The organism is Salinirubellus litoreus (assembly GCF_037335815.1).
GTDB classification, from domain to species: Archaea; Halobacteriota; Halobacteria; order Halobacteriales; family Haloarculaceae; genus Salinirubellus; species Salinirubellus litoreus.
On record NZ_CP147841.1, the window covers coordinates 2,325,222 to 2,345,025 of the forward strand.

Sequence of the window (19,804 nt, forward strand, 5' to 3'; positions counted from 1 at the left end):
ACCGCCATCCGATCGTTTAGCGACCGAAAGAAGCGACAAGATTGAACCGGCGGGCACCGTACGTTGACACGATGACGCTCGTCGTGGTCCCCGTCCGGTACCCGCTCTCCGAACACTCCCGTGCGACCCTCCAGCGCGCGGTCGACGTCGCGGAGGAACACGACGCCGACCTGACCGTCCTCCACGTCAACCTCTACCAGAACGGCGGCCGGGTTTCCCGGTCGGAACTCAAGCGGGCCGTCGAGTCGTCGTTCGGCCGGCTCCCCCGCGTCCGGTACGCCGTCCGGTCGGGCTTCCTCGTCGAGGAGACCATCCTCGACGAGGTGGCCGCGGAGGGGGCCGACTACGTCGTCATCGGCCGCAAGCAGGCCGGGCGCTGGCGTCGGATGATCCGGAGCCTCGTCGACGACCCCGACGTGGAGACGTTCCTCCGACGGGAACTCGACTGCGACCTGATCACCGTCTCGGGCTGATCCCGGACCCGGGGACCACTCAGCCGGACCCGTCGTCCGATCTCTCCCCGTCGGGTTCCTCCCGTTCCGGCGTTTCCTCGTCCCGTGGCTCCTCGACGCCGGGCGGTCGCAGCGGCCCCTCCCCGCCCTCCTCCACCCGAATCCCCTCCCCGATCCCGTCCGGGGGGCCGACCGGCGACCCGTCCCTCCGGTCGGTCCCGTCGGTGAGGTTCACCCGCATCTCCCCGCTCGTTTCGTCGAAGAACAGGTGGCTGTGCGGGTAGGCGATCTCGACGTCCGCCTCGGGTAGGCGCTCCCAGATAGCCGTCTGGACCTTCGACCGGGCGGTGAGCAACTTGTACGGCTCGGTCACCCAGTAGCGAAGCCGGAGGTTCACCCCGTGGTCGGCGAACGAGTCGATGTAGCAGACCGGTCCCGCGGGGTAGCGGGCCGACCCGATGCGGATATCGGGCCCGCCGCCGATGACGTTGTCGACGCTCCTCGCGGCCTCCTCGATGAGCTCTCTGGCCTGCGGGATGTCGCTCTCGTAGGTGACCAGCATGTCCAGTTTCAGCCGCGTCCGGGAGTCCTCCGCCGAGTAGTTGAACACGTCCCGGTCCTGTATGGAACCGTTCGGGACGACGAGGAACGTATTGTCCAGAGTGAACATCTTGGTGTATCGGAGTGTAATATCCTCGATAAATCCGTAGATGTCCTCGTCGGCGAGGTAGATCATGTCGCCGATCTCGTAGGGCTGGTCCGAGAGGATGAACAGCCCGTTGATGACGCTCCCGATGATCGGGGCGAGGACGAACCCGGCCACCGCCGAGAACACGGTCACGGAGAGGATGACGTTCCCGAGACGGAGCCCCAGCACCTGTAGAGCGACGATGCCGCCGAGGACGAGCATCGCCGACTGTATCCCCCTGAGGACCGTCCGGGTGACGCTGGGCCGGTTGAACCGCCTCGCGATCCGTCGGCCGAGCACCTGCCGGACGACCCCCGAGAGGTAATACGTGACGACGAGCACGACCACCGCGAGCACGACCTGTATCAGCTCGTCGGGCACCCACGGCGGGAGGTACGACCCCACGACGTCCGGGGCGCTGGGGGTCCCCGTTGGCGAGGCCGTCGCCGCCCCCTCCGCCGTCGGGGTCGGCGTCCCCTCCGCCTGCGAGGCGACCACCCCTGCCGAACCCGCGCCCGTTGCCATGGTCCGGCCGTCGCCGGGGGGCCGAAAAAGCGTTCCGACGCCGACGTCCCCCGAGCCATCGCGATCGCCCCCCCGAGTTATACCCTCGTGTCCCGAGAGGTCGGGCATGTCCGCCGACAGGAACGACCCCGAACCGACGTTCGACGTCCAGCGCCACGAGGACGACGCCTCCTCGCGGCTCGTACTCGGCTTCTCCGAGTTCGGCCTCGCCGGACTGACCGCGGTCGACTACCTCGTCACCCACCTCGAACTCGAACAGACGGGGCGGGTCGCCGCCCGCGGGCTCCCGGCCATCACCCCGTTCGCCCAGGGGGTCCCGCGCCACCACACCCGGCTGTTCTCCCGCGACGACCTCGACCTGACCGTCCTCGTGGGCGAACTGTTCGTCCCCCCGAGGGCCGCCGACCCGTTCAGCGAGGCCATCCTCGACTGGACCGAGCGAGCACAGGTCGAGGAGGTGGTCGTCCTCTCGGGCGTCCCGATCGCCCACGGACCCGACGAACACCGGGCGTTCTACGTCGCCACCCCGGACTTCGCCGAGGCACGGCTCGCCGACACCGAGATCACGCCGATGGGCGGCGGCTTCCTCGACGGGATCAACGGCGCGCTGATGGGACGCGGGCTCGATTCGGATCTGAAGACCTGTCTGCTCACGACGCCGGTTCACGCCCAGACCCCCGACGCCGACGCCGCCCTCAGGCTGCTCGAGGCGTTCCTCACGGTCTACGACCTCGACGTCGACCTGGGCCCGATGACCGAGTTCGCCGCCCGCGTCTCGGCGCAGTACGAGGAGCTCGCCGCGCGGATGCGGGCCGCACAGGAGGAGGAGCGGGGCCCCGAGGACCGGATGTATATGTGAGACCACTTTTTCCTCCTCGGGTGCCCTCTCGCGCCTTCGGCGCGCTTCGGGCACCTCTCGTCGGAAAAACGTGGGGAAAAACTGCGCTCCGCTCGCTCACTCCGTTCGCTCGCTCCGCGGGTGAGCGTGCTGGTGGTACAGCACCGTACCGTCATTTTGTCCCGATATCAAGCGTCTCCAGCGAATGCGGATTAGCCGATACGACGGCGGGTCGAAGAGAGGAGTCGGATGCGGCGATCCGACCAGCGTTCGAACTCCCTGACGTCGGACCAGATGAACGGGTTCCTCGCCGTGTCATCCCGGAAGTCCCTGTGACTGAATCCCCGATTCTCCACTGCTGAAACCAGCGCCGATAGAGGGCCGTCGGTTGTCGACGGCGTGTTATTCGTACTTCAGAACGACCTTGTTCGAGGTCTGCCCGGTATCGCCGTCATCGTCCTCGGTGACCGCGACGAAGTAGTTGAACCCGCCATCCGCGGAGGAGTCAGTCAGCGTGACCGGTACGGCGGCCGTTCCGTCGTCCCCGATCGTTGCGGTGTACTCCTCGACCTGGATCGCCGTGTTCGCCTCGTAGGCCTCGATCTCGTAGCCGGGCGTCCCGTCGTACTCGGGCACTTCCTCGAGGTTCAGTTCGCCTTCGACTCGGAGCAGCGTGACCGTGTCCCCGGGCTCGCCCGTGACCGTTATCGTCTGGTCAGCGTCGGTCACCGTCGCGGCGGTGTGACTGTCCGACAGGGTGGTCGAGGTCAGCGGCACGCCCTGTGCGTCGATCGTCGGCGCGGACGGCACGTCCGCGTCGGCGACTCCCTGTGAGCCACCCAGACTTCCATCGCTGAACAGCGCGGTCTCGACGGTCGACCCGTCGCCGAACTCGGCGGTCACCGTCGATCCGGAGAGCTCCAGCCCAGACACCGGGCCGGCCTCGCTGTTCTGGGCTGTCCCGCCCCCTTTGATACTCGTCGGGTCGTTGTCCACCGAGAACGCGACCGACTCGCCCGGTTGGAACGAGCCGAAGGTGACCGTCAGCGTGTCGTAGCCGTCCGAGCCGTCGACGCCGTTGTGCGGTTTCGCGATCGTCGACTCGACGGTTCCGCTGGTGCCGTCGGAGTCGAGCACGAACCCCTTGGCCGCCTTGTCACCGGCGGTTCCCTCCGGGTCGAACACGAGATCGGGCAGGATCGCCGATCGGAGATCGAGCGTGACGGATTCGATCGGCTCGTCGCCGGTGTTCGTTATCTCGAACGAGCCGCTCCTGTACGTCGACGTGTCGATGCCCCGGCCGCTGTTGATCGTTATCGTCGCTTCCCCGTCGGTGGACGTCGACGTGTCCTCGACGGTCACGGTGAAGGTCTCCGTCGCGGTCGCCGTGCCGTCGGACGCGACCACCTCGACGGTGTAACTCCCCGGATCGTCCGTCTGGGGTGCGATCGAAACCGTTCCAGTTCCGTCTCCGCTATCACTCAGCGAGACGAAGGACGGCGCCTGGCCGAGTGACAGTGCCGGGGTGTCACCGCTGTCCGCGTCCGAACTGCTGACCGGAACGTCGATCGACTCGCCCGCGGTCACGGTCTGGTCCGAGATCGACTCGATCGTCGGGGCGGTGTTGCTAGGCGCGTCTTCGACGGTCACGGTGAACGTCTCGGTCGCGGTCGCCGTGCCGTCGGACGCGATCACTTCGACGGTGTAACTCCCCGAATCGTCCGCTTGGGGCGCGAGCGAAATCGTACCCGTGCCGTCTCCGCTGTCGCTCAGCGAGGCGAAAGGCGGCGCCTGGCCGAGCGACAGTGATGGCGTATCACCGCTGTCCGCGTCCGAACTACTGACCGGGACGTCGATCGACTCGCCCGCGGTCACGGTCTGGTCCGAGATCGACTCGATCGTCGGGGCGGTGTTGTCTGTCTCGTCGACACGACTCACCTCGATGGCGCTAATCTTCGCGTTGTTGTTGGTCGCGGTGAAGTCGATGTTCAGCGTTCCGTCGGTTACGTCGACCGTGTACGTCCGTTCGGTCGCGGTCAGCGAACCGACCTCGGCGAAGATGTCGTAGTCGGTCAGTAGCTGCTGGCCCTCGATCGTCGCGGAGAACACTCGATCGTTCTCGTTAGTGCCGTCGCTCGGCCCCGCTGAATCGGGGACGTCGTTCGAGGAGACGCCCTGATAGATCTCGGCGAACTGCAACGTCACCTCGTAGGTCCCATCCGACACCGGCACGTCGTAGCCGAAGGAGTTGCCGTAGCGTTCGGACTGATAGAGGGTATCGTCGGTCGTACCTGCGATGTCGGGGTCGGAGGGGGTGCCGGCCGAGCCGGTGCTGAATGTCTTCCCGCCATCGAAGTTCGTATCGGCTTGGTAGACACTCCCGTCGCTCGCAGCGTACTCCGGTCCCCCCGCGTTGACCGCGAAGACGGTGTCACTGGACGGAGTCGTTCCATCGGCGCGGCTCACCTCGATGGCGCTTATCTTCGCGTTGTCGTTCGTCGTGCTGAAATCGATGTTCAACGTTCCATCAGTTACGTCGACCGTGTACGTCCGTTCGGTCGCGGTGAGTGCCCCAGCGTCGGCGAAGATGTCGTAGTCGGTCAGTAGCTGCTGGCCCTCGATCGCCGCGGAGAACACCCGGTCGTTCGCGTTGGTGCCGTCGCTCGGCCCCGCTGAATCGGGGACGTCGTTCGAGGAGACGCCCTGATAGATCTCGGCGAACTGCAACGTCACCTCGTAGGTCCCATCCGAAACGGGTACGTCGTACCCGAAGGAGTTGCCGTAGCGTTCGGACTGGTACAGCACGTCGTTAGTCGTGTCCGCAATATCGGGATCGGAGGGCGTTCCGGCCGAGCCGGTACTGAAGGTGTTCCCCCCGTCGAAGTTCATATCCGCCTGATAGGTGGTTCCGTCGTTCGCGGTGTACTCCGATCCTCCCGCGTTGACCGCGAAGACGGTGTCACTGGACGGGGCGGTCTCGTCGATGGCACTTATCTTGATAGCACTTACCTTCGCGTTGTCGTTCGTCGTGCTGAAATCGATGTTCAGCGTTCCATCGGTTACGTCGACCGTGTACGTCCGTTCGGTCGCGGTGAGTGCCCCAGCGTCGGCGAAGATGTCGTAGTCGGTCAGTAGCTGCTGGCCCTCGATCGCCGCGGAGAACACCCGGTCGTTCGCGTTGGTGCCGTCGCTCGGCCCCGCTGAATCGGGGACGTCGTTCGAGGACACCCCCTGATAGATCTCGGCGAACTGCAACGTCACCTCGTAGGTCCCATCCGAAACGGGTACGTCGTACCCGAAGGAGTTGCCGTAGCGTTCGGACCGATAGAGGGTATCGTCGGCCGTACCTGCGATGTCGGGATCCGAGGGCGTTCCGGCGCTCCCGGTGCTGAAGGTCCTCCCGCCATCGAAGTTGGTGTCGGCCTGATAGGTGGTCCCGTCACTCGCGGTGTACTCGGGTCCTCCCGCGTTGACCGCGAAGACGACGGTGGAATCATCTGCCTGAGTAGTCGACGCTCCAACGCTCGCCGTCACGATACTCGTCACGACGAGTACGGAGCAGACGGCCACTGCCAACTGCCTGCCGCTCGGCCGAGCCGTTCCACGCGATACTCCAAACAGTCCGTTGATAGATGCGACTGTGGATATAAAAACGAACACGCTTCCCGAACGCGCTCCGGAACCGTCCGCTATTCCTTTCATCTGATCATCCATGATGACCATCATCTGAGATCGATCGGTAATAAAACGCTTCTACACCTGCCTGGTAGTACACTATACATTATATAAAAATTATTATAAATGGGTGTGCTCAACAGAAAGAATGCGGATGGGAAATACGCCCCGAAGCTCGCTATCATATTATAAATTATACATGTAGGGTAGCGACAATTATGCCCTCCGTCGTTGGGCGAGGTCCCCTGAACCCCCTCGAACGAGACGGAGATGGTCGCGCTGTTCCGACGGATACAATTCCGTCGGTCTCGGATTTCCGGTCGCCGCCACCACTTCGGAGAGCAACCGCTATATCCACCAGCCCCCTCCCTCGGGTATGAGCACCGAATCGAGCACCACGGACGAGGCCGAACTTCGCGAGCGCATCTCGCTGTTCGTCGCGCGGAACTTCCCCCAGATCGGGATGCACGGCGGGAACCACGCCGTCGGGGACATCGACGTCGAACGCGGCGAGGTGTCCATCTCGCTCGGCGGGGCCTGCTCCGGGTGTGGCATCTCCCCGATGACCGTCCAGGCGCTCAAGACGCGGCTCGTCCAGGAGATCCCCGAGATATCGGTCGTCCACGCCGACACCGGGATGGACGCGGGGACCCCGCACGGGTTCGACGACGGGGACGTCCCGTTCTGAGACCGATACCGGCCTTCTCCTCCCGCCGTTCGCGCGCTTTCGCCGTCGATTATAGTAGCGTTTGGAACCGATGACACACGCCGGACGGAGACGATCCCCCGTCCGTGAGTAAAGACTTCCAAACGCTACTATAGCTCGTGGTCCGACCTTCGAGGCGATCCGGACCGGGAACGCTCAAGGGATCCCGAGCGGAACGACGACCATGCAGGAGACGCGCCGGCGCGTCCTCGACGCGCTCGCCGAGGGGCCAGTCCCGGGTCCCGAACTGGCCGAGCGGCTGGACGTCTCGCGGGCGGCCGTCTGGAAGCACGTCGAGGCGCTCCGCGAGGCCGGTTTCGGGATCGAGAGCACCGACGCGGGCTACCGGGTGATCGAGGTCCCGGCGTACGGTGGGCTCGCCGTCGAGTTCGGACTCGACGCCCCCTTCACCGTCGAGTACCACGAGGAGATCGACAGCACGAACCGCCGGGCGAGGGAGCTCGCCGTCGAGGGCGCGAGCGACGTGGCCGTCCTCGCCGGCGCACAGACCGGCGGGCGGGGTCGCCTCGACCGAGAGTGGTCCTCCCCACCGGGCGGGGTCTACCTGAGCGTCGTCTGTCGGCCGGACCTCCCGACGGCCCACGCCCCGGTGTACACCCTCGCGGCGGCCGTCGCCGCGACCCGGGCGGCACGCGAGGCGGGCGTCGACGCCGGCATCAAGTGGCCGAACGACGTCCTCGTCCCCGTCGGTGGTGAGGAACGCAAACTCGTCGGTATCCTCACCGAGATGGAAGGGGAGGCCGATCGGGTGTCGTGGGTGCTCGTCGGCACCGGTGCGAACGTCGACGTCCCCGCGTCAGAGCTCCCCGGGACGGCGACCAGCCTCCGTGAGCTCGGCGCGGACGCCGACCGTCGGGCGTTCGCCCAGCGGTATCTGAGAGCGTTCGAGGATCTCCGGAGCGCCCCCGACTCGATACTACCTGCCTGGCGCGAACACACGCTCACGCTCGGCCGGCGCGTCCGGGTCGAGACCGGCTCCGAGGTGATCGAGGGCGAGGCCGTCGACGTGGCGTTCCCGGGGGCGCTCCTCGTCGAGACCGACACGGGCGAGCGACGCGTCCCCGCGGGCGACTGCGAGCACCTGCGCCCGATCTGAGCCGTCCGATCCCTCATACGGATTGTTGTAACGATTTACCGGCGATCACTCGAACGGGGTCCGTGATCGCCGGTAAAAGACTACAACAATCCGTATCAGCTCCCCTCCTCTTCGCCCACGCGGACGGTCAGCACCGGCATCCCCGCGGTTCTGACCACCCGCTCGGCCACGCTCCCGATGAGGATGCGGTTGAGCCCCCCGCGCCCGTGGGTCCCCATCACGACGAGGTCGGCCCCCGACCGTTCGGCGTAGGCGACGATCTCCCGTGCCGGTCCGCCCTCGAGCACGCGCCGGTCGGTCGGGATCCCCCTCCCCTCGACCGCCTCCTCGGCCGCGTCGAGCGCGGCTCCGCCCTCCTCCCGGAGGCTCTCGCGCACCCCCTCCCAGGAGGTCTCCATCGGGAGGTTCGCGAACGCGGCGGCGTTGACGACGTAGACGAAGTCGAGGCTCGCACCGTGGAGGCGCGCGAGGTCCGCGGCGTGCGCGAGCACTCGACCCATCCCCTCCGAGCCGTCGGTCGGAACGACGATCCGGTCGTACATCGGTATCACGTGGCACGGAGGTATTATAACTGTTCCTCACACCCCTCGATTCCGCCGGCTCGGTCGCCTCACTCCCCCTCGCCCAGGTAGACACGCTTCACGTCGGCCACGCCCGCTCGCCGCACCACGGCCCGGACCGGGTCCTGTGCCCCCGCGAGGTTGTCCGTGTCGCCGTCGAGGACGAGGAGCCGTGCGTCCCGGCCCGATTCCACGACCCCGCAGTTCAGGCCCGCGACCTCCGCGCCCGCGCGGGTCGCCATCCGGAGGACCTCCGTCGCGGAGACGTCGGCGAGCTTCGCCGTGAACTCCATCTCCCGGAACATGCTGGGGGAGTTGAGGAACACGTTGTCCGTCCCGAGCGCCACGGTCGTCCGGTCGAGCAGTTCGCGGATCGGGGGCATCCCGACCTTCGTGACGAGGTTCGACCGCGGGCAGACGACGACCGGGATCGACTGGTCCTCGAGCCGGTCGAGGTGGAGCGGCTCGGAGTGGACCATGTGGACGAGGAAGTCCGGATCGAGGTCGAGCGCGGGGTTGATGTCCGCGGCGTCGCGCTCGCCGGCGTGGATCCCGAAGGGCTTTCGGGCCTCCCGGGTGGCGGTGCGCTGGACGCCGAACTCGCTGTCGCGTGCGCCCGAGGCACCGAAGCCGTCGCCCGCCTCCATCGCGGCCGTCGACCCCCGACCGAGTATCACCGGTTCGAGGTCGAGGCCCGCCGCCGCCTCCCGGAGGATCTCGACGCCCTCGACGTCACCTTCTCGAAAATCGAGGAAGGCGGCAGTGCCGCTCGACTGCATGAACGAGAGCGACCGCCTCATTGCACCTACCTTCTCCTCGCGGCTCGCCGCGCGCAGGAGGCGGTGTTTCAGGCCGTCGGGCGGCGCGACCAGCTCGTCGAGCGAGAGCCCGCCGCCGGCCTCCTTGGCGATGGAGTCGCCGACGTGGGTGTGGGCGTTGACGAACGCCGGCAGCACGATGTCCGTCGAGTCCGTCGAGGCCTCCTCGACGGCTGCGATCTCGCCGTCCTCGACGATCACCCGGCCCTCGGTTGGGGTGTAATCGGGGCCCGCCAGGACGGTCCCTTCCAGTATCATACCAGGGAGTCCCCGTGATCGGAGTTAAACGCAGGGAAGTCCGTCGGTCCGGGTCCTGGGTCGGCCACGCCGGGCGGTCCGCAGTTCGCGCCGGAGCCGGGGCCTCATACGGGGAGTTGTAGTCTTCCCCCGATGATCGCTGAACCGTCCGATCGAAAACCGTAGATCGTCACGACCATCCGCCTCAGAACTGGTCGAGCCGCCGATGGACCCCCTTCCGGACGTCGACCACGAGCGAGTCAAGATCGAGCCCGAGCACGGACTCGGCGGCCTGACCGACCCGTTCGGTCTTTCCCTCGGGCGCGTAGACACCGAGACGCCACTGTTCGACCTGCGCCTCCCGGAGCGCCTCGACCAGCCCCGACTGCGTCCCCAGCCGCCTGACCTCCCCGTTCACGACGACCCGCGAGGTTGACTCGGTCATCACCGGCCGGGACTGGACGTCGACGATGACGTCGTCGGGGTCGACGTCCGCGCGGTCGGCGATGTCGGCCTCGTGTTCGGCGACCGTCTCCCGGTCGGCGTCGACGAGCGAGGCGTCCACGTCGGGGAACTCGGCCCAGACCGCCCGCTTCGGGAGATCTCGGTGGTCGAGTCGACGGGCGAACGGGGCCGCGCCCCCGTGGCCGCGCATCGCCACCATCAGGTCGTGGTCGTCCATCCGGGCGAACTCGTGGGGTTCGACCGCGCCCGACCGCACGAGCTTCTCGGTCCCCCGACGAAGCGTCGCCTTCGAGATGCGCGCGACGTGGTGGTTGTAGACGGTGGGGTTCATCAGCGCCCGCGCGAGCAGCAGCGACTCCGCCGTCTGGACGTTCCCCTCCGCGAGCACGAGGTCGTCGTCGACGAACCGTAGCTCGCGGACGAGCCGTCCGTGGTCGATGGTCCCGTAGGGGACGCCCGTGTGGTGGGCGTCGCGGACGAGGTAGTCCATCCGGTCGACGTCGAGCTCGCCCGAGACGAGCTGGCCGAGCTGGCCCTCGCCGCCGACGAGCCCCGCCACTCGCTCCGGTTCGAGGTCGTTGGCCTCCAGGACGCGGGCGACCTCGCCCGCCGAGAGCAGGTCGTGGACCTCGTCGTGGCTCCGGCCGACGTAGCGTTCGAGGAGCGACTCGGTGTTGTGCGAGTACGGCGGGTGGCCGACGTCGTGGAGGAGGGCGGCGGCCCTGACGCGCTCGGCCTGGGTCCCCTCGATGCCGAGGTGGCCGAGCGCCTCCTCGGCGAGGTGGTAGACCCCCAGGGAGTGCTCGAACCGCGTGTGGTTCGCGGAGGGGTAGACCAGCCCGACGGTCCCCAGCTGCTTCACCCGGCGGAGCCGCTGGACAGGCGGGGTGTCGAGCAGCGCCTCCGCCACGCCCCTGACCGTGATGTGGTCGTGGACGCTGTCCTTGATCGTGGTCACGGTGTGGTTTTGGGCGCGTTCGCCGATAAACCTCCGCGTTCGGTCGTCACCGATGGACGGACGCGGACGGGCCGGCCGGACCGGAGGGGGGGATCCGGAGCCGGCGATACCGGGCCACTCCCGGGACGGACGCGAGGGCGGCCCCCGCTCAGGGCTTGGGCGCGGCCTTCTGGAGCGCCGTCTCGGCGATGTTCCCCCCGTAGTCGGCGCTCCGGTTCAGCGAGTCGACCACGAGTCCGAGCAACTGGGCCTGCTGTGGGTCGAGATCACGGATGAGCGCGTCCACCTCGCGGGCACGATCGTCGGCGGCCTCGACGCGCTGTCGGGCCTCGTTCGCGAGCTTGGTCGCCTTCTCGGCGTCGTCCTCGAGCAGCGCGTCCATCGCCATGTCGATGACCTCCTCCGCGGCACCCTGGAGGTCCCGGAGCGCCTCGGCGGCGTCCTCGGGTATCTTCTCGAGCTCGAGCGAGTGGTGGGCGATCTTCGCGGAGTGGTCCGCGATCCGCTCGAGCTGTCGGGCCGAGGAGTGGTAGTCGAAACACGTCTCCCGGGGCTGGCCGATCTCGGCGGCCGCACCGGGGTCGCGGAGCACCGAACGGAACACCCGCGAGACCATCGCCCACAGCCGGTCGACGTCGTCGTCGCGCTGGACGACGTCGGTGGCGAGGTCGTCGTCGTCCTCGATGAGCGCCACGAGGGCGTCGCCGAGCATCGTCGTCGACACCAGGCGCATCCGGGTGATGGCGCTGTGTAGTGACAGCTCCGAGGAGTCGAGCAGGTCCTGCAGGCGGACGTGTTCGGAGGTCTCGCCGATGACCTCGAGCCCGACGAGCCCCTGTGCGGCCTCCCGGATGGTCCGGCGCTGGTCGGCGGTGACCCGCGAGGTCTCGAGGGAGATGACGTCGAACCCGGAGACGTACATCGTGATGACCGCACGGGTGAGCTCCTCGCCCTCCAGCCCGGTGATGTCGAGGGTCCCCTCGGTCTTCTCGCCCTCGCGACGCGGCGTCAGGAGCAGTGCGTCGTCCTCGGGGTGGAACTCGACCACGCTCCCCCCGCTGACCCCGTTCTCGGTGGCCCACGTCTTCGGCAACGAGACGGTGTACGTCGATCCCCCGGTGACCTGGACTTTCCGCGTCTCCATGGTCGGTCCTCTCCTCCCCGGGACCATAAATTAATCTATCTCTATATACTTAAACGCCCAATACCCCAGGACTGCATACTGCGTGAAAGTCGAGCGGACGGACACCTTTTCGGACCGTCTCGCGCTCGGAGTGAGCCCGATCGGCGAGGGTCCTGTCGCCGATCCCTTTCGAGTAGATCCGCAGAAACCACTGGCACGGAGTCCATCTCACGGATCACCGACCCGATCGAATCTAAATATATTCTCAAATATATCATAGATTAGTCGTACATAGGTGTATGTCTAGATATATGGGGTCGGGGCGAGGGTGTGTGGATCGGGACGAGACCGACTGAGAGCGCCGCTGTGTGTCTTTCGAGCCTCGAGCGCGAGTGAGAAGACACAACGGCTTCCATCGGACGACGCGAAAACCGTATGTCGAAGGCGTCCACACGTCCGCTCACCGATGTCTCGCCGCGAGTTCGACCGGCAGCTGGAGGCGCTCCGGGGGGCGGTGGTGGAGCTCGGTGAGACCGTCCTCGAACGACTCGAGGCGGCCTCCGAGGCGCTCGAGACTGGCGAGGAGTCGCTGGCCCGCCGCGTCATCGCCGGGGACGACGGGGTGAACGAGCGCTACCTGGAGATCGAGGGGGACTGCATCGACCTGTTCGCGCTCCAGCAGCCGGTCGCGAGCGACCTCCGCGAGGTCGCCGGCGCGTACAAGATCTCGACCGACCTCGAACGGGTCGGCGACCTCGCGGTGAACGTCGCCGAGTACGCGCTCGACCTCGAACGGGAGCTCTACCCCGAGGTCCCGCTCGCCGACCTGACCGAGACCGCTCAACGAATGGTCGACGACGCGATCGCCGTCTACGCCGAATCGGGCGACGCGTGGCAGTGTCACGACCTCGCGGACCGCGACACCGAACTCGACGCGATGTGTGCGCACGCCGGGGAGGTCATCACCCGTGCGCTCCTCGAACACGACGCGCCCGACCAGGCGGAGATCGAGGGTCTTGTCGCCGACGTCTCGACGCTCATGCTCGCCGTCCGCGACCTCGAACGGGTCGGCGATCACGCCGTCAACATCGCTGCACGGACCCTCTACATCACCGAGAGCGACGACTCGCTCCTGGAGTAGAACCAGAACCTCTTTTTCGATCGGGTGCCCGCGGGCACCCGATCGAAAAACCCGTTCATGTCAAAAGCGCGCCTCGAGCCTGCGGCTCTCGGCGCGGGTGTCGTTCGAAAGACCGCTTCGCGGTCTTTCGTGATGACGAGAGACGCCGGAGGCGTCTCTCGAACCAAAACGCCTCGCTCACTGGCGCTCGCTCGCGTATGCTGGCTTCGTTTGCTGGTCTCGCCTTCCCGGGTATCTCGGACTCTATGAGGACCATCGAGACGAGTGACTCCGGCGAATCGTGTCGAGCCCCCTCATCACGCAGGGCTTTTGCCCTCCACCCGGATACCCCCGGACGATGGGAGTACTGACGACGCTCGGTGCGGGCGCGGTGTTCGGGCTCGCGCTAGCCGCACCCCCGGGGCCGATGAACGCCATCATCGCCGAGGAGTCGGTCGTAAGGGGATGGCTCGCGGGCTTCCGGGCGGGGCTCGGCGCGATGAGCGCCGACGCCACCTTCCTCGTCCTCGCGTTCTTCGGCGTCGTCGCGTTCGTGGAGTCGCTCCCCTTGCTCCGGGCGGCGATGGTCGGCGTCGGCGGTCTGTTGATGCTCTACTTCGCCTACGGCGCGGCGACCGACGCCGAGGCGACCTTCCGTGGCGAGGGCGACCCCGAGGACGAGTCGAAGGGGTTCCGCAAGGCGTTCGTCCTCGCGCTCACCAACCCGTTCCAGGTCCTCTTCTGGCTCACCGTCGGGGTTGGCCTGCTCGAACCGGGGGTCGTCGACGTGCTCGCCGAGGGCATCGGCGAGTCGTTTCGCGGGATCCTGGTCGTCCGGACGGGGAGCCCCGCGCTCGTCGTGGGGCTGTTCTCCGGGATCGCCATCTGGATAACGGGGTTCCCGGCGGCGCTGGTCGCCGCCGAACGGCGAGTCGCGAAGCTCGCACCGGCGGTCGCGTACCTGTCCGCGGCGGTGCTGGTCGGGTTCGGGCTCTTTTTCCTCTACGACGCCGTTTCGACGCTCGTGGGACTGGTCTGAGGGCCGTTACTCCTCGGTCTCCTCCTCCATCTCCATCTCGGCCACCTCGCCTTCGAGCCACTCCTTGAACCACCGGACGCGCTTGATACGCCGGTGGGCGAGGCTCTGTGCGGTGTCCGAGCGGACCCGGTCGACGGCGTCCTCGCCGCGCTGGAGCACCCGGCCGACCATCTCGTTGGCGTCCATGTGGGTGCGGGCCTCGTAGCCCATCCGGAGCAGCATCAGCGTCGTCCCGTTCGCGCCGACCTTGTCGAGCAGGTCGGCCTCCATCAGACACCGGGTCTCGCGCGAGACGTCCGAGAGGTCGCCCTGGTAGGAGTGATCGGTGATGGCCGCACACACCTCGTCGACGAACGAGGCGGGGTAGTCCCCGTGGGTCTCGAGATACTCGCGGGCGACCCGGGCACCTTCCTCGGCGTGGACGTCCTGATCGGCCTCGAGCTTGGCGATATCGTGGAACAGCGCGGCCACGCGGGTCACGTCGGCGTTCGCGCCCTCCTTCCGGGCGATGTGGCTCGCCAGGTCCGCGACGTTGAGGATGTGGTTGAACCGGTACTCCGCGGAGTGCCACGGGTACCACCGCATCCGGCCGCCCTGCTCCTCGTTCTCGACGGAGGCCTCGAGGTAGTCGTGGACGAACTGCTTCATCGCCTCGAACTCCTCGTCCGAGACGGGCGACTCACGGATCTCGACGCCCATCGGACCACCTCCCGACGACCCCTTCCGCGGTAACGACGTTCATCTTGAGGAAAAAATGGTCAGGTCAACTCTTTAGGGTTATGGTAGGCACGCGGGCCGTACCGAACGGTGTGGAGCGCCACTCACGGCCCGTCCCTCCGATCCGTCGACCCATCGACAGGGGGCCGACGGCAGTCGGGTGTCGCTCACACCTCCGGCGGGAGCGCGTCGGCCGATCGCTGGGGCCCGACAGGTGGACGACCGACGGAGTTAACCGGGCCGGTGTGTCGGGGACGACATGGACACCGAGGCGCTCTACCTCGAGGACTCCTCCGTTCGTCGGTTCGATGCGGAGGTGCTCCGCACGCTCGACGACCCGCCCCGGGTCGTACTCGACCGGACGCAGTTCTACCCGGAGGGCGGTGGACAGCCGGCCGACCGGGGCGTCCTCCGGGTCGACGACCGGGAGTGGACAGTGACGGACGTACAGAAGCGCGATACGATCTACCACGGACTCGACGGGGATCCCCCGGAACCGGGGACGGCGATCACCGGCGAACTCGACTGGGATCGGCGATACGCTCACATGCGATACCACACTGCACAGCACCTCCTCTCGGCCCTGCTGCTCGACGCCTACGACGCACCGACCCGCGGGAACCAGCTCTACGCCGACCGCGCCCGCATCGACGTCGAGCACGGCCGGTTCACCGAGACCGACCTCGCCGACGTGGAGGCGTCGATGAACGGGCTCGTCGAGGACGGGCGGCTGGTGACCTGGTTCACGATGGACCGCGAGCGCGCCGAACGCGAACTCGACCCCGAACGGACCCGGATCGAGCTCCTCCCGGACTCGATACGGGAGCTCCGGATCGTCGAAATCGCCGGAGACGAGGGACCGTACGACCGCACGGCGTGCGCCGGGACGCACGTCGAGAACACCCGGGAGATCGGGACCGTGGCCGTGACTGGGCGCGAGACCGGCGGCAGCGGCCGCGAACGGCTCCACTTGGAGCTCGAGGAGTGACTTCGGGTCGTACCACGAGCGCCGCCCGGCGGTCGACCGGTCGCCACGGCCCGCCGGGAGACCGTGGACGACTGCGGAGCGGCTGCGACCCGGGCGTGTCCCATCGGGCTCGCCGGCGAGTCGTACGATCCCAGCCGTATCGCGCCGGCTGATTGAAGAACCATCGGTTCTCGGGGGGTCCCGGGTTCACTCGTATGGTTTTAAGCGGCTGTGGGCGAAACACCTCCCACATGGACGTTCGGAGTGCTACCACGGCGGACGCCGACGCCATCCGTGACATCGCCCGGCAGTCGATGGAGGCGTCGTACTCTCTCAGCCCGTCCGCCATCGACACCGCGATCCGGAACTGGTACGGCGACGAGGAGCTCGCGGAGAAGTTCGACGACGAGGAGCTGTTCTTCCTCCTCGTCGAGTCCGACGACGGCGTGCTCGCCTTCTCGGAGAGCACCGTCGTCGGCGACCAGGGTGACATCCTCTGGCTCCACGTCGACCCGATGTACCGCGGCGAAGGGGTCGGTACCGAGCTGTTCGGGCGGACCCGGGAGGTCCTCGCCGAACACGGCGGCGGGTCGCTCAGGGGCCGGGTGCTCGCCGACAACGAGCAGGGCAACACGTTCTACGAGGAGCACGGTCTCGTGAAGACGGGCGAGGGCCGCGTCGAGATCGACGACACGCCCTACGTCGAGAACATCTACACCGAGCAGACCGCCGACGACCTCGACCCCCTCACCGGGCCGGACGGCGAGCGGCTGTTCGTCGACCGTGCGGACTCCGACCGGGGCTCGAAGGGCCCGTTCTACGTCGTCTGGATGGACCGCGGCCGCGAGGAGGCGTACGGCTACTTCTGTGGCAACTGCGAGTCACTCGTCACCTCGATGGACTCGATGGGGCAGATGGAGTGCAACGAGTGCGGGAACCACCGCAAGCCGACGCGGTGGGACGCCGCCTACATGTAGACACCCGGGCCGCTCACTCGACCCCTTCCGACACCTTCCTGCCGGCTCGCACTATCCAGTGGACGGTTCCCACGTCTCCCGGTTCGGTCCCACGATGGTGCCTCGTGGCTCCGAACGGGCCGGTCACACGGTCGCAAGCCATTAATCCGGGGACCGCACAGGACGGGTATGACGACGTTCCTCGCCGGGGGGACCGGGACCCCGAAGCTCCTGGCCGGTGCCGAGGAGGTGTTCCCGCCGGCCGAGACGCCAGTGATCGGGAACACCGGCGACGACGTCGAGCTCGGCGGCCTGCTCGTCTGTCCCGACCTCGACACGGTCCTCTTTCTCGATGGGGGTGTCCTCGACCGCGAGCGGTGGTGGGGGATCGCGGACGACTCGACGCACACCCACGAGGAACTCCACCGTCTCGCCGACGCCGCCGACCTGGAGGGTGGCCCGCGCTACCTGCCCCACGACCGACAGACGAGCGGTCGAGGGATCGCCCGGTGGCGGCGGCTCTCCGGGGTCGCGGAGTTCATGGAGATCGGCGACCGCGACCGTGCGGTCCACGTCACCAGGACGTCGCTGCTCGACGAGGGCCGCACGCTCACCGAGGTCACGCGGACGCTCGCCGACGCCTACGGGCTCGAACGCGACCTGCTCCCCATGAGTGACGACCCCGTGGCGTCGCTGATCCACACCGACGACGGGTTCGAGCACTTCCAGTCGTGGTGGGTCGGCCACCGAGCGGCCCCCGAGATCGCGGACGTGGAGTTCCGCGGGAGCGACGACGCGGAACCGACCGATGCGGTGCTCGACGCGCTCGACGCACCGGTCGTGATCGGCCCCTCGAACCCCGTCACCAGCATCGGGCCGATGCTCGCGATGGACGGCTTCCGCGAGGCGCTCTCGCGGACGCCCGTCGTGGCCGTCTCCCCGTTCGTCGGCGAGGAGGTGTTCTCGGGGCCGGCCGCCGAACTGATGGCCGCCGTCGGGATGGATCCCTCGACGAGGGGCGTGGCCGAGGCCTACCCCTTCGCCGACGCGTTCGTCCTCGACGACGAGGACGGGACCGATCTCGAAAGGCCGGTCTTCCGGACGGACACGGCGCTCGACACCGGGGCCGACAGCCTGCGGGTGGCGCGGGCCGTCCGTGAGGCGCTGGAGGCGGTCGCCTGATGTCCGGGGCGACGTTCGAACCGTTCGAGCCCCGGGTGGCCGTCGCCTCCCTGTCGGGCGAGTCGGACGCGGCGTGGGCACGTCGAGCGGCACCCCACGTCGGCTGTACGTTCATGGGTGGGATCGCCCTCGATGCGGCGACCCGCGAGGCCGCCCGCGCGATGGTTGAGGACCGCGACCGGACGGAGTTCCTTCCGGCGGATCCGGTGGAGTTCGTCGAGCGAGAACTGAGCGAACTGGCCGACGCACCCGTCCGTGGGGCGTTCAACGTCCGGACGACGACGCTCGACCCGCTACGCCACGCCGCCGAGATCTGTGCCGACCGCGGGGCGATACTGGAGGTGAACGCCCACTGCCGACAGGACGAGATCTGCGCGGCGGGGGGTGGCGAGACGCTCCTGCGGGAGACCGACCGACTCGCCGAACAGGTCCGGACGGCGAGCGGGGCCGGCGCGGCGGTTTCGGTGAAGGTCCGCGCGGAGGTCGACGGGGTCGACCTCGTGACGACGGCACGAGCGTGCGAGCGGGCGGGTGCTGACGTGTTCCACGTCGACGCGATGGACTCCGAGCCGGTGATCGCCGACCTCCGGGAGGCGACCGACCTGTTCCTGATCGCCAACAACGGGGTCCGCGACCGTGAGACGGCACACGAGTACCTCGGATACGGTGCCGACGCGGTGTCCGTCGGTCGGCCGAGCGACGATCCCGAACTGCTCGAACGTGTCCGCCGGGCCGTCGAGGAGTGGTTCGAGGCGCATCCCCCCGGGCCGGGCGGGGGGGTTTCGGTGTGAGGTCGGTCGTCGACGATGCGACCCTGGCGCTCCTGCTGGAGGTCACGGGGACCCCCAAGCCCGGAAACGTCGACCGCCATCGCGACCACCCGGATCTCCGCTTCGAGCACTTCCTGGCCGGGTCCGTGGGAGCGCGGTCGGGGCTCTCGTTGATGATCGAAGGCGGCCCGCTCGGGGCGGCGTTCGAGCGGAGCGTCGAGGGGATGGCCGACCAGCGCGGGGGGAACACGCAGTTCGGCGCGCTGCTCCTGCTCGCGCCTCTCGTCCGGGCCGCGAACGTCGACGAGGTGGACGGGAACGAGGACGGCCTCTCGCCCGCCGGTGTGAGCGACGTCGTGGCGGCGACGACCGTCGAGGACGCCGTCTCGTTCTACCGGGCGTTCGAGCACGTCGACGTCGCGGTCGAGGACCCGCCCGAGGGTCTCGACGATCTCGACGTCCGACGGGGGGGCGACGCCGCGCCGGCGCTCCGCGAGCGTGGGCTGACCCTGGCGGACGTGATGGACCTCTCCGCCGATGTGGACGGCGTCGCCGCGGAGTGGGTCGGCGGGTTCGAGCGGACGTTCGAGGCCGCCGGGTGGCTCCTCGACGACGACGGGCCGGTCCCCGATCGTGCCTCCCGCGCTTTCCTCCGACTGCTGGCCGACGAGGTGGACACGTTCGTCGTGAAGACGAGTAGCCGAGAAGCCGCCGAGGAGGCGACCCGCCGGGCACGGGCCGTCCTCGACGGCGAGGAGCACGGTGAGGAACTCGCCAACGAGCTCGTCGAGCGCGGGATCAACCCGGGGACGACGGCGGACCTCACGGCGGGCGCGCTGTTCGTCGCGCTCCGTCGGGGGCTGGAGGTCTGAACGGTGTCCGGGTGGCCCG

General features: G+C 68.0%; 17 protein-coding genes and 1 pseudogene. 11 read left to right on the forward strand and 7 right to left on the reverse strand.

Annotation, left to right across the window (positions count from 1 at the left end; genetic code table 11):
* Positions 1-71 precede the first annotated feature (71 nt).
* On the forward strand, positions 72-473 hold the full coding sequence (locus WDJ58_RS11455) for a universal stress protein (protein ID WP_338913353.1): 402 nt from the start codon (positions 72-74) through the stop codon (positions 471-473).
* 19 nt (positions 474-492) lie between these two features.
* On the opposite strand, the gene WDJ58_RS11460 is transcribed toward WDJ58_RS11455, so the two are convergent.
* Complete coding sequence (locus WDJ58_RS11460; RefSeq protein ID WP_338913354.1) at positions 493-1,665, reverse strand: mechanosensitive ion channel family protein; 1,173 nt, start codon at positions 1,663-1,665, stop codon at positions 493-495.
* Positions 1,666-1,771: 106 nt separating this feature from the next.
* On the opposite strand from WDJ58_RS11460, the gene WDJ58_RS11465 reads away from it, so the two are divergent.
* The gene (locus WDJ58_RS11465; RefSeq protein ID WP_338913356.1) at positions 1,772-2,524 is read left to right on the forward strand and encodes a proteasome assembly chaperone family protein; all 753 of its coding nucleotides are present in this window, start codon (positions 1,772-1,774) and stop codon (positions 2,522-2,524) included.
* Between the two features lie 381 nt (positions 2,525-2,905).
* On the opposite strand, the gene WDJ58_RS11470 is transcribed toward WDJ58_RS11465, so the two are convergent.
* On the reverse strand, positions 2,906-6,217 hold the full coding sequence (locus WDJ58_RS11470) for a malectin (protein ID WP_338913357.1): 3,312 nt from the start codon (positions 6,215-6,217) through the stop codon (positions 2,906-2,908).
* Between the two features lie 337 nt (positions 6,218-6,554).
* Between WDJ58_RS11470 and WDJ58_RS11475 the strand changes: the two are divergent.
* Together WDJ58_RS11475 and WDJ58_RS11480 are read left to right on the forward strand one after the other, a co-directional pair.
* A pseudogene (locus WDJ58_RS11475) lies at positions 6,555-6,857 on the forward strand (NifU family protein); the annotation flags it as partial.
* A gap of 211 nt (positions 6,858-7,068) precedes the next feature.
* Positions 7,069-8,001 (forward strand): biotin--[acetyl-CoA-carboxylase] ligase, encoded by a 933-nt coding sequence (locus tag WDJ58_RS11480; protein ID WP_338913360.1) that lies wholly within the window; start codon positions 7,069-7,071, stop codon positions 7,999-8,001.
* 95 nt (positions 8,002-8,096) lie between these two features.
* On the opposite strand, the gene WDJ58_RS11485 is transcribed toward WDJ58_RS11480, so the two are convergent.
* The 4 genes from WDJ58_RS11485 to WDJ58_RS11500 all read right to left on the reverse strand — a co-directional run bounded on the left by WDJ58_RS11485 (position 8,097) and on the right by WDJ58_RS11500 (position 12,183).
* Positions 8,097-8,543 carry a universal stress protein gene (locus WDJ58_RS11485; protein WP_338913361.1) on the reverse strand — a complete coding sequence of 149 codons (447 nt, stop codon included), beginning with the start codon at positions 8,541-8,543 and terminating at the stop codon, positions 8,097-8,099.
* A 68-nt stretch (positions 8,544-8,611) separates the two neighbouring features.
* A complete protein-coding gene (locus tag WDJ58_RS11490; protein ID WP_338913362.1) occupies positions 8,612-9,637 on the reverse strand; it encodes an amidohydrolase family protein in 1,026 nt (341 codons plus the stop codon).
* A gap of 184 nt (positions 9,638-9,821) precedes the next feature.
* Positions 9,822-11,039: an HD domain-containing protein gene (locus WDJ58_RS11495; protein WP_338913363.1), complete on the reverse strand. Its 1,218-nt coding sequence runs from the start codon at positions 11,037-11,039 to the stop codon at positions 9,822-9,824.
* Between the two features lie 148 nt (positions 11,040-11,187).
* Positions 11,188-12,183 carry a PhoU domain-containing protein gene (locus tag WDJ58_RS11500; RefSeq protein ID WP_338913364.1) on the reverse strand — a complete coding sequence of 332 codons (996 nt, stop codon included), beginning with the start codon at positions 12,181-12,183 and terminating at the stop codon, positions 11,188-11,190.
* A gap of 445 nt (positions 12,184-12,628) precedes the next feature.
* Here WDJ58_RS11500 and phoU point away from each other — a divergent pair, with 445 nt between their 5' ends.
* Both phoU and WDJ58_RS11510 read left to right on the forward strand, forming a co-directional pair.
* Positions 12,629-13,303 carry a phosphate signaling complex protein PhoU gene (gene phoU / locus WDJ58_RS11505; RefSeq protein ID WP_338913365.1) on the forward strand — a complete coding sequence of 225 codons (675 nt, stop codon included), beginning with the start codon at positions 12,629-12,631 and terminating at the stop codon, positions 13,301-13,303.
* 337 nt (positions 13,304-13,640) lie between these two features.
* Positions 13,641-14,321, forward strand: a complete 681-nt coding sequence (locus WDJ58_RS11510) for a LysE family translocator (RefSeq protein WP_338913367.1) — start codon at positions 13,641-13,643, stop codon at positions 14,319-14,321.
* 6 nt (positions 14,322-14,327) lie between these two features.
* On the opposite strand, the gene WDJ58_RS11515 is transcribed toward WDJ58_RS11510, so the two are convergent.
* Entirely contained in the window at positions 14,328-15,020 is a 693-nt protein-coding gene (locus tag WDJ58_RS11515; RefSeq protein WP_338913368.1) for an HD domain-containing protein, read from the reverse strand.
* 277 nt (positions 15,021-15,297) lie between these two features.
* On the opposite strand from WDJ58_RS11515, the gene WDJ58_RS11520 reads away from it, so the two are divergent.
* From WDJ58_RS11520 to WDJ58_RS11540, 5 genes are all read left to right on the forward strand, one after another.
* The gene (locus WDJ58_RS11520; protein WP_338913369.1) at positions 15,298-16,026 is read left to right on the forward strand and encodes an alanyl-tRNA editing protein; all 729 of its coding nucleotides are present in this window, start codon (positions 15,298-15,300) and stop codon (positions 16,024-16,026) included.
* Between the two features lie 230 nt (positions 16,027-16,256).
* Entirely contained in the window at positions 16,257-16,982 is a 726-nt protein-coding gene (locus WDJ58_RS11525) for a GNAT family N-acetyltransferase (RefSeq protein WP_338913370.1), read from the forward strand.
* Between the two features lie 168 nt (positions 16,983-17,150).
* Positions 17,151-18,143: a 2-phospho-L-lactate transferase gene (cofD, locus tag WDJ58_RS11530; protein WP_338913372.1), complete on the forward strand. Its 993-nt coding sequence runs from the start codon at positions 17,151-17,153 to the stop codon at positions 18,141-18,143.
* Complete coding sequence (locus WDJ58_RS11535) at positions 18,143-18,934, forward strand: tRNA-dihydrouridine synthase (RefSeq protein ID WP_338913373.1); 792 nt, start codon at positions 18,143-18,145, stop codon at positions 18,932-18,934. The genes cofD and WDJ58_RS11535 overlap by 1 nt, the downstream gene beginning before the upstream one ends.
* Complete coding sequence (locus WDJ58_RS11540; protein WP_338913374.1) at positions 18,931-19,785, forward strand: triphosphoribosyl-dephospho-CoA synthase; 855 nt, start codon at positions 18,931-18,933, stop codon at positions 19,783-19,785. Before WDJ58_RS11535 ends, WDJ58_RS11540 begins: the two co-directional genes overlap by 4 nt.
* The last annotated feature ends 19 nt before the right edge of the window (positions 19,786-19,804 follow it).

Excerpts from the sequence above, each read along its gene's own strand:
- phoU (WP_338913365.1), top strand. The coding sequence starts at position 12,629 with ATGTCTCGCCGCGAGTTCGACCGGCAGCTGGAGGCGCTCCGGGGGGCG.
- WDJ58_RS11465 (WP_338913356.1), top strand. The coding sequence starts at position 1,772 with ATGTCCGCCGACAGGAACGACCCCGAACCGACGTTCGACGTCCAGCGC.
- WDJ58_RS11515 (WP_338913368.1), bottom strand. The coding sequence starts at position 15,020 with ATGGGCGTCGAGATCCGTGAGTCGCCCGTCTCGGACGAGGAGTTCGAG.
- WDJ58_RS11455 (WP_338913353.1), top strand. The coding sequence starts at position 72 with ATGACGCTCGTCGTGGTCCCCGTCCGGTACCCGCTCTCCGAACACTCC.
- WDJ58_RS11470 (WP_338913357.1), bottom strand. The coding sequence starts at position 6,217 with ATGGATGATCAGATGAAAGGAATAGCGGACGGTTCCGGAGCGCGTTCG.
- WDJ58_RS11535 (WP_338913373.1), top strand. The coding sequence starts at position 18,143 with ATGTCCGGGGCGACGTTCGAACCGTTCGAGCCCCGGGTGGCCGTCGCC.
- WDJ58_RS11480 (WP_338913360.1), top strand. The coding sequence starts at position 7,069 with ATGCAGGAGACGCGCCGGCGCGTCCTCGACGCGCTCGCCGAGGGGCCA.
- WDJ58_RS11460 (WP_338913354.1), bottom strand. The coding sequence starts at position 1,665 with ATGGCAACGGGCGCGGGTTCGGCAGGGGTGGTCGCCTCGCAGGCGGAG.
- WDJ58_RS11500 (WP_338913364.1), bottom strand. The coding sequence starts at position 12,183 with ATGGAGACGCGGAAAGTCCAGGTCACCGGGGGATCGACGTACACCGTC.
- WDJ58_RS11510 (WP_338913367.1), top strand. The coding sequence starts at position 13,641 with ATGGGAGTACTGACGACGCTCGGTGCGGGCGCGGTGTTCGGGCTCGCG.
- cofD (WP_338913372.1), top strand. The coding sequence starts at position 17,151 with ATGACGACGTTCCTCGCCGGGGGGACCGGGACCCCGAAGCTCCTGGCC.
- WDJ58_RS11525 (WP_338913370.1), top strand. The coding sequence starts at position 16,257 with ATGGACGTTCGGAGTGCTACCACGGCGGACGCCGACGCCATCCGTGAC.
- WDJ58_RS11485 (WP_338913361.1), bottom strand. The coding sequence starts at position 8,543 with ATGTACGACCGGATCGTCGTTCCGACCGACGGCTCGGAGGGGATGGGT.
- WDJ58_RS11520 (WP_338913369.1), top strand. The coding sequence starts at position 15,298 with ATGGACACCGAGGCGCTCTACCTCGAGGACTCCTCCGTTCGTCGGTTC.
- WDJ58_RS11490 (WP_338913362.1), bottom strand. The coding sequence starts at position 9,637 with ATGATACTGGAAGGGACCGTCCTGGCGGGCCCCGATTACACCCCAACC.